Origin of the sequence: Agrobacterium sp. LR_9 (assembly GCF_041954855.1) — a bacterium.
Taxonomy (GTDB): domain Bacteria; phylum Pseudomonadota; class Alphaproteobacteria; order Rhizobiales; family Rhizobiaceae; genus Agrobacterium; species Agrobacterium leguminum.
This window is the reverse complement of record NZ_JAVAYA010000002.1, coordinates 302,545-314,770: the sequence shown is the minus strand read 5'-3', so window position 1 is coordinate 314,770 and position 12,226 is coordinate 302,545. Positions and strand designations below refer to the sequence as shown.

The 12,226-nt window shown below is 60.6% G+C and carries 13 protein-coding genes; 12 read left to right on the top strand and 1 reads right to left on the bottom strand.

Annotated elements, in window-relative coordinates; all coding sequences use genetic code 11:
- The first annotated feature begins 1 nt into the window (after window position 1).
- From ribD to RAC79_RS03945, 7 genes are all read left to right on the top strand, one after another.
- Window positions 2-1,246, top strand: a complete 1,245-nt coding sequence (gene ribD, locus RAC79_RS03975; RefSeq protein WP_174039045.1) for a bifunctional diaminohydroxyphosphoribosylaminopyrimidine deaminase/5-amino-6-(5-phosphoribosylamino)uracil reductase RibD — start codon at window positions 2-4, stop codon at window positions 1,244-1,246.
- The gene (locus RAC79_RS03970; RefSeq protein WP_059752541.1) at window positions 1,246-1,857 is read left to right on the top strand and encodes a riboflavin synthase; all 612 of its coding nucleotides are present in this window, start codon (window positions 1,246-1,248) and stop codon (window positions 1,855-1,857) included. The genes ribD and RAC79_RS03970 overlap by 1 nt, the downstream gene beginning before the upstream one ends.
- Window positions 1,858-2,152: 295 nt before the next feature.
- Window positions 2,153-2,785 (top strand): LysE family translocator, encoded by a 633-nt coding sequence (locus RAC79_RS03965; RefSeq protein WP_003520803.1) that lies wholly within the window; start codon window positions 2,153-2,155, stop codon window positions 2,783-2,785.
- Window positions 2,786-2,949: 164 nt separating this feature from the next.
- The gene (gene ribH / locus RAC79_RS03960) at window positions 2,950-3,396 is read left to right on the top strand and encodes a 6,7-dimethyl-8-ribityllumazine synthase (protein ID WP_004441178.1); all 447 of its coding nucleotides are present in this window, start codon (window positions 2,950-2,952) and stop codon (window positions 3,394-3,396) included.
- 4 nt (window positions 3,397-3,400) lie between these two features.
- Window positions 3,401-3,898 carry a transcription antitermination factor NusB gene (nusB, locus tag RAC79_RS03955; protein ID WP_004441180.1) on the top strand — a complete coding sequence of 166 codons (498 nt, stop codon included), beginning with the start codon at window positions 3,401-3,403 and terminating at the stop codon, window positions 3,896-3,898.
- 20 nt (window positions 3,899-3,918) lie between these two features.
- Window positions 3,919-5,142 carry an MFS transporter gene (locus tag RAC79_RS03950; RefSeq protein WP_174039046.1) on the top strand — a complete coding sequence of 408 codons (1,224 nt, stop codon included), beginning with the start codon at window positions 3,919-3,921 and terminating at the stop codon, window positions 5,140-5,142.
- 218 nt (window positions 5,143-5,360) lie between these two features.
- Complete coding sequence (locus tag RAC79_RS03945; RefSeq protein ID WP_174039047.1) at window positions 5,361-7,499, top strand: sodium-translocating pyrophosphatase; 2,139 nt, start codon at window positions 5,361-5,363, stop codon at window positions 7,497-7,499.
- A gap of 76 nt (window positions 7,500-7,575) precedes the next feature.
- Here RAC79_RS03945 and RAC79_RS03940 read toward each other — a convergent pair whose 3' ends face one another.
- Entirely contained in the window at window positions 7,576-8,106 is a 531-nt protein-coding gene (locus tag RAC79_RS03940) for an outer membrane protein assembly factor BamE (protein WP_003520808.1), read from the bottom strand.
- Window positions 8,107-8,377: 271 nt separating this feature from the next.
- Here RAC79_RS03940 and RAC79_RS03935 point away from each other — a divergent pair, with 271 nt between their 5' ends.
- The 5 genes from RAC79_RS03935 to RAC79_RS03915 all read left to right on the top strand — a co-directional run bounded on the left by RAC79_RS03935 (window position 8,378) and on the right by RAC79_RS03915 (window position 12,208).
- A complete protein-coding gene (locus tag RAC79_RS03935; protein WP_142844845.1) occupies window positions 8,378-8,917 on the top strand; it encodes a ubiquinol-cytochrome C chaperone family protein in 540 nt (179 codons plus the stop codon).
- 8 nt (window positions 8,918-8,925) lie between these two features.
- A complete protein-coding gene (locus tag RAC79_RS03930; RefSeq protein WP_142844846.1) occupies window positions 8,926-9,489 on the top strand; it encodes a DUF177 domain-containing protein in 564 nt (187 codons plus the stop codon).
- Window positions 9,490-9,587: 98 nt separating this feature from the next.
- Window positions 9,588-10,649 carry a phosphate acyltransferase PlsX gene (gene plsX / locus RAC79_RS03925; RefSeq protein ID WP_035261625.1) on the top strand — a complete coding sequence of 354 codons (1,062 nt, stop codon included), beginning with the start codon at window positions 9,588-9,590 and terminating at the stop codon, window positions 10,647-10,649.
- 4 nt (window positions 10,650-10,653) lie between these two features.
- Window positions 10,654-11,625 (top strand): beta-ketoacyl-ACP synthase III, encoded by a 972-nt coding sequence (locus RAC79_RS03920; RefSeq protein WP_174039048.1) that lies wholly within the window; start codon window positions 10,654-10,656, stop codon window positions 11,623-11,625.
- Window positions 11,626-11,869: 244 nt separating this feature from the next.
- Window positions 11,870-12,208, top strand: a complete 339-nt coding sequence (locus tag RAC79_RS03915) for an integration host factor subunit alpha (protein WP_003502236.1) — start codon at window positions 11,870-11,872, stop codon at window positions 12,206-12,208.
- Window positions 12,209-12,226: the final 18 nt, after the last annotated feature.

Below are 12,226 nucleotides of genomic sequence, written 5' to 3'. Positions count from 1 at the left end.
CGTGACCACCCGCGCCGATGACGAAAGGTTCATGGCTCGCGCCATCGAGGTTTCGCTTCGCCATCAGGGCCAGACGCTTACCAACCCATCGGTTGGCTGCGTTCTCGTAAAAGACGGAAAAATCATCGCCGAAGCCGTGACCGCCATTGGCGGCCGCCCCCATGCCGAACGGCAGGCGCTGGAAATCGCCGGGGAAGCGGCGCGCGGCGCCACCGCCTATGTGACGCTCGAACCCTGCTCGCACTGGGGCAAAACCCCGCCCTGCGCCAATGCGCTGGTGGAATATGGCGTCGCCCGTGTCGTGGTCGCGGTGGACGATCCGGATGAGCGCGTCTCCGGCCGTGGTTATACGATTTTACGGGATGCCGGTATTGTCGTGGAAACCGGCCTGTTGCGGGATGAGGGTAAGAGGGCGCTGGCCGGTTACCTCACGCGTCAGGTGAAAAAACGCCCGCATGTGATTCTGAAGCTTGCCAATTCTGCCGATGGCATGATCGGCAGGAAAGGCGAGGGGCAGGTGGCGATCACCGGTCCTGAGGCGCGCCATGCCGTGCATGAACTGCGCGCGCGTTGTGATTGCATTCTCGTTGGTATCAGGACCGCTATTGCGGACGATCCTGAGCTGACGGTTCGAATCGCAGGTCTTGAGGATCGCTCGCCGGTGCGGATCGTGCTGGATCGGCAGTTTGAGTTGCCGCTGACATCGAAGCTGGTGCGAACGGCGCGTGAAGTGCCGGTAGTGATTGCGGCTTTACCCCCCTCTGCCCTGCCGGGCATCTCCCCCTCAAGGGGGGAGATCGATGGAGCGCCGTCTAGCCCTGCATCGAACGCTGTAGAAGCGGACACCGGATCGAGGTTTGCACGAGCGGCCAGCCCCTCGCCGATCTCCCCCCCTGAGGGGGAGATGCCCGGCAGGGCAGAGGGGGGTAGCCGCGACCGCCGCCGCCAACTTCTCACCGACGCCGGCGTCCAGATTCTCGAAGCCCCAACGCTCGAAAACCTCCTCCACATCCTCGCCGAAAGCGGCATGTCGGAACTTCTGGTCGAAGGCGGCGCCTTTGCCGCAAAATCATTCCTTGAAGCGGGGCTTGTGGACCGTATCATGCTGTTCGAAAGCCCGGTGGTGATCGGTGAGGGCGGCATTGAAACGCCGCTCAACCATGCCGATATTCCGGGCGACTATGCTCTGGTCAGCGAGACCGCCTATGGGCGGGATCGTTGCTTCGATTATGAAAGGCCGATTTGATGTTTACCGGAATTGTCACCGACGTCGGAACCGTTTCCGAGCTGGAAGCTCTGGCCGAAGGCGTGCGTCTGCGGGTGGCGACAAATTACGACCCCAAAACCATCGATATGGGCGCGTCCATCTCCCATGGCGGCGTTTGCCTGACGGTGACGAGACTGCCGGAAGATGGCAGCAATGAGCGCTGGTACGAGGTCGAGGCATGGGAAGAGGCCCTGCGCCTGACGACGATTGCCGGCTGGCAAAAGGGTACCCACGTCAATCTGGAGCGGGCGCTCAAGATCGGCGATGAGCTTGGCGGCCACATCGTTTCCGGCCATGTCGATGGCAGGGCGGAAATCCTTTCGGTGGAGCCGGAAGGCGAGGCGGTGCGCATTCGCCTGCGCGCGCCGGAGCATCTGGCGAAATTCGTGGCCCCCAAGGGTTCCGTGGCGCTCGACGGCACTTCGCTCACCGTCAACGCCGTCGAAGGCACGGATTTCGACGTGCTGCTGATCCGCCACACGCTGACTGTCACCACCTGGGGCGAACGCCAGCCGGGCGATTTCGTGAATTTCGAAGTCGATACCATGGCGCGTTATGCCGCTAGGCTTGCGGAATTTCCCTCAGCGTAATGTGACGAGCTTCGGAGAGGAGGACGCACCGACGCCTCCTCCGTCATTCCGGCCTTGAGCCGGAATCCAGCCAGCCCAAGTCTTTGGGCTGAAAGAACTTTTCCCGCCGCACAGACGCGCGTTGACTGGATTCCGGCTCAAGGCCGGAATGACGGAAAGGGAGTGGCCAACACCTGAAATTGCGGCATATTGCAATTGTTCTCATGCACCGCTTCCGATGAAGCTGGAAACGCTATAGGACTTTTTAGGCCGTTTGATATCGACCGCGAGCCAAACGGGGTAGGGGAAATACATCATGCCGTCCTTCGAACTGCTGACAGCCTTTTTCATAACCACCGCCTTGTTCGCCTATATCCCCGGTCCGGCCATGCTTTATGCGGCGGCGCAGACCATGGCGCGCGGACGGTTTGCCGGGCTGATGGCGGTGCTTGGAATCCATGTCGGCTGCTATTTCCACATCTTTGCCTCTGCGGCAGGGCTTTCGGTGCTGTTTCAGGCCGTGCCGTGGCTTTATCTCGCCGTGAAGCTCTGCGGCGCGCTTTATCTCGTCTGGCTCGGCTTCTCGATGCTGCGCAGCAAGCTCGAAGGCGAGGCGGTCAATCTGGCCATCGAGCCGAAATCGGCCCGCCGCGCCTTTGTCGACAGCATCATCGTCGATGTGCTCAATCCGAAGACGGCGCTGTTCTTTCTGGCCTTCCTGCCGCAATTCGTGGACCCTGCGGCAGCCTTTCCGGTTTGGCTGCAATTGCTGATCCTCGGCATTGCCGTCAATTTCATTTTTTCCTCGGCCGATCTCGTCGGGGTGCTTCTCGCGGGCGCCATGGTTGGGCGTTTGAAGCGTTCCGGCACGGTGCAGGTGCTCGCACGGCGCGCTGCCGGGACGGTGTTGATGGGGCTCGGCGTCCATCTAGCCTTCCAGAAAACCTGATTGTCGCGGAGCCTCGCCGGAAGGCGTGAAACCCGGCCAAATGCCTTGCAGACGCGGCCCCTCGCGCCACTGATACATGAAATTACTTGCCAAAAACGGCCAGCCGTGGTTTGACCGCCCCAAAAGCCGGTATGATCCGGCAGCAAGCTTTTCAGGAAAATATCATGTCCAAACCCCATCTTCTTATCGTGGAAGCACGTTTTTACGACGATATGGCGGATGCCCTTCTCGAAGGCGCGAAATTCGCGCTCGATGAAGCCGGCGCCACCTATGACGTCATCACCGTTCCCGGTGCGCTGGAAATCCCCGCCGCCATCGCCATGGCGCTTGACGGTGCTGACAATGACGGCACGGAATATGACGGTTTCGTTGCGCTCGGCATGGTCATTCGCGGTGAGACCTATCACTTCGATATCGTCGCCAACGAATCCTCCCGCGCCCTGATGGATCTTGCCGTCAGCGAATCGCTGCCGATCGGCAACGGCATCCTCACCGTCGAGAATGACGAGCAGGCATGGGCGCGCGTGCGTCGTTCCGACAAGGACAAGGGCGGTTTCGCGGCGCGTGCGGCGCTGACCATGATCGAGCTGAAGAAGAAGCTGGGTGGCTGAGCGCATGTCGAACGTTGAAAATGGCGGCGAACCGCGCCAGCCTTCGGTAAAGCCCGCCAACCAGCGCGGCGCGGCCCGCCTTGCGGCCGTGCAGGCGCTTTACCAGATGGATGTCGGCGGAACCGGCGTCATGGAAGTTGTGGCCGAATACGAGGCGCACCGTCTCGGGCAGGAAGTCGACGGCGATACCTATCTGAAGGCCGACCCGTCCTGGTTCCGTTCCATCGTTTCCGGCGTCGTCCGAGATCAGACGAAGATCGACCCGCTGGTGCGCTCCGCCCTTCTGGAAGACTGGCCGCTGTCGCGCCTCGATGCCACCGTGCGCGCCATCCTGCGTGCCGGCACTTTCGAGATTCTCGAGCGCAAGGACGTGCCGGTCGCCGTCATCGTCACGGAATATGTTGAAATCGCCCGTGCTTTCTTCGAGCATGACGAGCCGAAGCTGGTGAATGCGGTTCTGGACCGCATTGCCAAGCAGGTGCGCGGCGAGGCAAAACGCTGAAATAAAAAGGTGAGGAAGAGATGAGCGCGGTTTCCGTCCCCGGACTTGAAGTTCAACTGGACGAGGCGAAGCGCAACGTCTTCCTCCTCACCATCGCGCAGGCGATCATGGGATCGGCTGCGCCGTTAAGCTTTTCTGTCGGCGCACTTGCCGGCTATCAGCTGCTCGGCGCGGACAAGTCGCTGGCGACCGCGCCTCTCACCGGCTTCAATATCGGCGTTGCGCTCGGCGCGATCTGCGTGGCGGCCGCATCCCGCTTCCTCGGCCGCAAGGCAGGCTTCATGGTCGGCGCGCTGATGTGCTCCATTGGCGGCGGCATTGCCGCCGTGGCGCTCTTCCGTTCGGATTTTTGGCTATTTGCCGTCGGCCTGCTGCTGATCGGCATTTCCGGCGGCTTTACGCAAAAAATCCGTTTTGCCGCGGCCGACGCCTCTCCATCCTTTTACAAGCCGAAGGCGATCTCCTGGATACTCGCCGGCGGCATCATTTCCGCCATCGTCGGGCCGCAACTCGCCATCTTCGGCAAGGATTTGCTTGCGCCGGTCACCTTTGCCGGCGCTTTTCTGGCGCTCGTTCCGCTCGGCCTCGTTTCCATCGCCATTCTGGCGTTTCTGAAACTGCCCGACCCCAAGGCGGCCGCCGCCCATGTCGAATCGGTAAGGCCGCTGTCGGAAATCGTCCGCACGCAGCGTTTCGTCACCGGCATGATCTGCGGCATCGGTTCCTATGCCCTCATGACCTTCATGATGACCGGCGCACCGCTCGCCATGGTCGTCGGCTGCGGTTTCCCCACCGAACTCGCCACGCTCGGCATCCAGTGGCACGTGCTCGCCATGTTCGGCCCGAGCTTCTTCACCGGCATGCTGATTTCCCGATTCGGTGCGGAAAAAATCGTTGCGGCGGGCCTTATTGTGCTGATGGCCTGCGCCATCGTCGCCCATATGGGCATAGAGCTGTGGAATTTCTGGGCGGCGCTCATCCTGCTCGGCCTAGGCTGGAATTTCGGATTCATCGGCGCAACCGCCATCATCACCTCCAGTTACCGCCCGCATGAGGCGGACAAGGTGCAGGGTTTCCACGATATCGTGCTGTTTGGCACCGTGGCGCTGTCATCCTTCTCTTCCGGCAAGGTGTTTACGGCCTGGGGCTGGTCGGTGATGAACCTCGTCATCTGGCCGGTGGCCGGGCTTTGCCTCGTGCTTGTCCTGTCGCTCGTCCTGACAAGCCGCAAAAAAGCAGCCTGAGTCGCGCGCCGCACTCTACTCCTTTCAAGTTTCAGGCAAATTTGTGGGCTTGACGCGGCACCTCGCGCCAACGCAATCTCCGCTCCGAGGACATTTTTCCTTGGGAGGGGAACAAATGCCCAAGACGGGATTTGGGACAGGCCGTCCGCATCTCCCTGCACAAGGTTTCGCCACGCCGGGGAGGGAGTGAGACCCGGCCTTTTGGGAGGTAAGTGCGCATGACCGTAATACCCATAGTAATTTTATGCGGTGTCCTGTCCGTCGTTTACGCGGTATGGGCCACCAAGAGCGTTCTCGATGCCGATCAGGGCAACGAGCGTATGCGTGAAATAGCAGGTTTTATCCGTGAAGGTGCGCAGGCTTATCTCACCCGTCAATATCTCACCATCGCCATCGTCGGACTGATAGTCGCCATTCTGGCCTGGTATCTTCTGTCATCCATGGCAGCCATCGGCTTCCTCGTCGGCGCGGTGCTTTCAGGCGTCGCCGGCTTCGTCGGCATGCATGTCTCCGTGCGCGCCAACCTGCGCACCGCGCAGGCCGCCTCGCACAGCCTTTCCGCCGGTCTCGATATCGCTTTCAAGTCGGGCGCCATCACCGGCATGCTGGTGGCGGGCCTCGCGCTGCTCGGCGTCTCCATCTATTATTTCATCCTCACCTCGGTGATGGGCCATCCGGCCGGCTCGCGTGAGGTGATCGATGCGCTGGTGTCGCTGGGCTTCGGCGCATCGCTGATCTCCATCTTCGCCCGCCTCGGCGGCGGCATCTTCACCAAGGGTGCGGATGTCGGCGGCGATCTCGTGGGCAAGGTGGAGGCCGGCATTCCCGAGGACGACCCGCGCAACCCCGCAACCATTGCCGACAATGTCGGCGACAATGTCGGCGATTGCGCCGGCATGGCGGCTGACCTCTTCGAGACCTATGCCGTCTCTGTCGTCGCGACCATGGTTCTCGCCGCGATATTCTTTGCCGGAACGCCGATACTGGAAAGCGCCATGGTCTATCCGCTGGCGATCTGCGGCACCTGCATCCTGACCTCGATTGCCGGCACCTTCTTCGTGAAGCTCGGCACCAACAATTCCATCATGGGCGCACTCTACAAGGGCCTCATCGCCACCGGCGTCTTCTCGGTTGCGGGTCTTGCGGTCGCCACTCATGCGACGGTCGGCTGGGGCACGGTAGGCACGGTGGCCGGCATGGAAATCACCGGCACCAATCTCTTCTTCTGCGGATTGGTCGGTCTTGTCGTGACGGCGCTGATCGTCGTCATCACCGAATATTATACCGGCACCAACAAGCGGCCGGTCAACTCCATCGCCCAGGCCTCGGTCACCGGTCACGGCACCAACGTCATCCAGGGCCTTGCGGTCTCGCTGGAATCGACGGCGCTGCCGGCCATCGTCATCGTCGGCGGCATCATCGGCACCTACCAGCTCGGCGGGCTGTTCGGCACTGGCATCGCGGTCACCGCCATGCTCGGCCTTGCCGGCATGATCGTGGCGCTCGACGCCTTCGGCCCGGTCACGGACAATGCCGGCGGTATCGCCGAAATGGCCGGTCTCGATCCTGACGTTCGCAAGGCGACCGACGCGCTGGATGCCGTCGGCAACACCACCAAGGCCGTCACCAAGGGTTATGCCATTGGTTCGGCCGGTCTCGGCGCACTGGTGCTGTTCGCCGCCTATGCCAATGACCTCTCCTATTTCGCCGCCAATGGCGATACCTATCCCTACTTCAAGGACATTGGCGAGATTTCGTTCAGCCTCGCCAATCCTTACGTGGTTGCCGGCCTGCTGTTCGGCGGCCTCATCCCCTATCTCTTCGGCGGTATCGCCATGACGGCGGTGGGCAAGGCGGCAAGCTCGATTGTCGAGGAAGTCCGCCGCCAGTTCCGCGAAAAGCCGGGCATCATGGCCGGAACGGAAAAGCCTGATTACGGCAAGGCCGTGGATCTGCTGACACGGGCGGCGATCAAGGAAATGGTCATCCCGTCGCTCCTGCCGGTTCTGGCGCCGCTCGTCGTTTATTTCGGCGTGCTGGCCATTTCCGGCTCCAAGGCGTCGGCCTTCGCGGCACTTGGCGCATCGCTGCTTGGCGTCATCATCAACGGCCTCTTCGTGGCGATTTCCATGACCTCCGGTGGCGGCGCATGGGACAATGCCAAGAAGAGCTTCGAAGACGGTTTCATCGATAAGGACGGCGTGCGCCACGTCAAGGGTTCGGACGCCCACAAGGCGTCGGTGACGGGCGATACGGTCGGCGATCCCTATAAGGATACCGCCGGTCCCGCCGTCAACCCGGCGATCAAGATCACCAATATCGTCGCGCTGTTGCTGCTTGCGGTTCTTGCCCACTGAGGGCTTAGGTTCCGACAAATGAAAAAGGCCCGGGGAGCGATCCCCGGGCCTTTGAATTTTTCGTTTCTTCTTCCGATCAGGGGGTGTTGTTGCCCTGACCCAGAATGCTCTTGGCGATATTGGCGCCCGAGGTGCCGCCTGAGAGCAACTGCTGCAGGAAGGTGAGGTCCTTGCCGCCCGTCGGCGTGGTGCGCGAAATCGTGTCGAAGACCTTGCCGTCCTGCAGCGTATAGTTGGCCTTGCGCTCGATCACGCCGTCCTTGTTGAAGTAGATCGCGAGAATGTTCTGCTCGACCAGCGCCGGCTTCATGAAGGCCGCGCGGCGCACGCGCTTCTGCGAGATGTAATAGAAAACCTCGTTGCCGAAGGTCGCGGTGGTGGAGGGCGTGCCCATGGTCAGCAGAACCTGCTCGCGGCTCGAACCTTCCGGGATCAGCTGAAGCGACTGCTCGTCCATGACGTAGCCGTTATGGAACACATCGGTCGTGCTGCTGCAGGCGGAAAGCAGGCCGGATGCGAGCACGATTGCGATGGCGGTCTTGCTCAGAACATTGCCGTGACTTGCGGATTTCTGCTTGCTCAACTGCTTTTCCCCGACTGCGATCATGAATGGCACCTTCCGGCATTGCGTGGTGCACAGTGTCTGTGCACATGATTGTGTCAATCCGGGGACGGAAAATCCCGGTCACTCCCCAAATTCAATGCTTTCCCGGTCTTTTGGAACTCCTCCGGTTCTCTTCGACTGTTTCAGGCGAAAGACGAACGTGACCGCGACAGCATTGCAATTCGTGGATGCTTCGGTAAACCAGCTTTGACGATCATGCAACAAGTGCGATGGGCGGTAAGCGAATTCACCCGTCCCGTTCGGAAAAAAAACGATGATATTCGGGCTGTTCAAGAAGAAAAACAACAATCGCGCCATTGTCGACCGGCAATATGCGACTTTGACCGCCGCTGCCCGCACGCCCGCTTTCTATCTCGATCTCGGTGTTCCCGATACGGTCATGGGCCGCTTTGAGATGCTGTCGGTCATCATGATTCTCTATTTCCGCCGCACCAAATCCTCCGATGTCAGCGGGCAGGAAATTGCCCAGGAGATCGTCGACGCCTTTTTTCAGGACCTCGATCATTCCATCCGCGAACTGGGAATCGGCGATCAGGGCGTGCCGAAGCGCATGAAGAAATTCGCCGGCATGTTTTATGGGCGGCTCGAATCCTATGCGGCGGCGCTGGATGCTTCCGACCGCGTTGCCCTTGCCGCGGCGCTCCGGCGCAATATATATCCGCAGGTAGATGAGAAGGCGCCCGATATGGAGGGGCTGGCAGCCTGGATGATGGACGCATCCACGCAACTTGCCGCCCAGTCCGAAGACACAATAGCAACCGGAAGCCTGACGCTGCCCTTGCCTGGACGATGAGGTTCACGATGAACGCGCGACACCCTGCAAATGACGACCTGCCTTTTTCCTATCCCGTAAAGGTAGGCCATATTTCCGCCAATCCGGTCAGGATTGGTCTCGAAGCCAGTGCCGAGGAACTGAAGGCGCTGGCGAAATTCTGGAATGTGGTTTCCGTCGAATATCTGAAGGCGGAGCTGCAGGTTTCCCGCTGGAAGAAGGATGGCGTGAAGATCAAGGGCGAAGTGCATGCGGCGGTAACGCAATCCTGCGTCGTCACGCTGGAGCCGGTCTCGAGCAAGATCGATGAGACCGTCGAGCAGATTTTCGTTCCGGAAGGTTCGAAACTGGCGCGGATGGTGACCAATGAGGAAGGCGAGATCGTGCTCGACCCCGACGGCCCGGATATTCCCGACCAGTTCACCGGCGACAGCATTGATGTCGGCGCGGTGGTTGCCGAATTTGCGGCACTCGCGATCGATCCCTATCCGCGCAAAGCGGATGCGGAATTTCCCGAAACGGCCGACAGGGAGCCTGAGGAAGAGAAGCGTCCATCGCCTTTTGCCGTGCTCAAAGATTGGAAAAAAGACTGAATGGCCCCGTTGGGCTGAAATAATTTTATTGTAACGAAGGCCGGAAAAGGTATTTTCGCGCAAAACCGCTGATTGGCGGGAAGAAGGATAAGGGACGAGTGATCAGAATTGCAATTGACGTCATGGGTGGCGATTTCGGCCCAGATGTTGCCATACCCGGTGCCGCCAAGGCGCTTGAACGGCACAACGATGTAACTTTTCTGCTCTACGGGCAGAAGAGCAAATGCGACCCCATTCTGGCACAATATCCCGCACTTCGGGAAAAGTCGGTCTTTCACGATTGTGAAGTCTCGGTCAGCATGGACGAGAAGCCGAGCCAGGCGCTGCGCCGTGGCCGCTACGTTTCCAGCATGTGGCGCGCCATCGAAGCCGTGAAGCTCGGCGAGGCGGATGTCGCCGTTTCCGCCGGCAATACCGGCGCGCTGATGGCCATGGCGAAATTCTGTTTGCGCACCATGGCGCGGGTGGAACGCCCGGCAATCGCCGGCATCTGGCCGACGCTGAAGGGCGAAAGCATCGTGCTCGACATCGGCGCGACCATCGGCGCCGATTCCCAGCAGCTGCTGGATTTCGCCCTGATGGGTGGCGCCATGGCCCGTGCGCTCTTCGATATCGACCGTCCGACCGTCGGCCTGCTCAATGTCGGCGTCGAGGAGGTCAAGGGTCAGGAAGAGGTTCGCGAGGCCGGACGGCTGATCCGCGAGGCCGATCTCGCCACCATCGATTATCGCGGTTTCGTCGAAGGCGACGATATCGGCAAGGGCACGGTGGACGTGGTGGTGACCGAAGGTTTCACCGGCAACATCGCGCTCAAGGCCGCCGAAGGCACCGCCCGCCAGATCACCACGCTGCTGCGTGAGGCGATCTCCCGCAGCTTCTTCGCCAAGATCGGTTATATTCTGGCGAAAAGCGCCTTCGACGTACTCAGGGAAAAGATGGACCCGCGCAAGGTCAATGGCGGCGTGTTTCTGGGCCTGAACGGCATTGTCATCAAGAGCCATGGCGGCACGGATGCCATTGGTTTTGCCTCCGCCGTCGATGTCGGCTACGACATGGTCCACAACGGCCTGACGGCCAAGATTGAAAATGATCTGAAGATTTACCACGCAAGACGGCTTCCGCCCCCGGCGCCCGAAGCTCTCGTGGCTGACGAGGAATAAGGGAATGATCCGCTCTATAGTCCGTGGTTTCGGGGCAGCGCTTCCGAAGCGTGTCATGACCAACAGCGAAATTGAAGGGGTCGTCGAGACTTCCGACGAATGGATCGTGCAGCGCACGGGCATCAAGCAGCGCTATATCGCCGGCGAAGGTGAAACCACCGCGTCGCTCGGCGAAGCGGCGGCGCGCGCCGCCCTCGACAATGCCGGCCTGACGCCCGACGATATCGACCTCATCATTCTGGCCACCTCGACCCCGGATAACACCTTTCCGGCAACGGCGGTGAACATCCAGAACCGTCTTGGCATGACCCATGGTTTCGCTTTCGACATGCAGGCCGTCTGCTCCGGTTTCGTTTATGCCGTATCGACCGCCGATCTCTATATTCGCGGCGGCATGGCCAAGCGCGTTCTGGTGATCGGTTCCGAAACCTTCTCGCGCATCCTCGACTGGAAGGACCGTACCACCTGCGTTCTCTTCGGCGACGGAGCCGGCGCGCTGGTTCTGGAGGCCGGCGAAGGCGAGGGCACTTCTGACGATCGCGGCATTCTGACAGCGCAGCTTCGCTCCGACGGCTCGCACAAGGAAAAGCTCTATGTCGATGGCGGACCTTCCACCACAGGCACCGTCGGTCATCTGCGCATGGAAGGCCGGGAAGTGTTCAAGCACGCCGTCGGCATGATCACCGACGTCATCGAACAGGCCTTCGAGGCAACGGGCACGACGTCCGACGATCTCGACTGGCTGGTTCCGCATCAGGCGAACAAGCGCATCATCGACGGCTCTGCAAAGAAGCTCAACATCGACCCGGAAAAGGTCGTGATCACCGTCGATCAGCATGGCAATACCTCGGCCGCCTCCATTCCGCTGGCGCTCGCCGTTGCCGCTGGTGACGGACGCATCAAGAAGGGCGATCTGGTCATGCTGGAGGCCATGGGCGGCGGCTTCACCTGGGGCGCGGTGCTGCTGCGCTGGTAAAGGCCTGATTTCCGCATTTGCCGGGGCGCTGGCGCGAAATCGGTTGTGATTTTCGCGCTCACGCCCCGATCGGAAGCGCCGGAGCGGCCGGAGCCTGTGTCAAAACCGTATCACTCGCTCTAAGCCCTTGCACTGATTGCCGAAAGCCTCAAATGAATCTGGAACAATCCCTTGACCGGTCGCCACAAGGGAAATAATCTCGGCGGCTCCTAGAGAAGAGTTCAGACACGGTTTGCGGGGAAAAATGGCCGGGAAGACAGTGACACGCGCAGATCTTGCAGAATCTGTGTTTCGTAAAGTCGGGCTGTCCCGCACCGAATCCGCCGAACTGGTCGAAACGATCATTGACGAAATATGCAACGCGATCACCCGCGGCGAAGTCGTCAAGCTCTCTTCCTTCGCGACATTCCAGATCCGGGAAAAGAACGAGCGTATCGGCCGCAATCCGAAGACGGGTGAGGAAGTGCCGATTTCCCCACGTCGCGTCATGACCTTCAAGGCCTCGAACGTGCTGAAGCAGCGCATCTTGAAGGCCCATACGGCGCGCAAGGCCAAGCAGAAGGGCCAGAAGGCCGGGGCGTAATCCCTCTCTCAAGGTCTA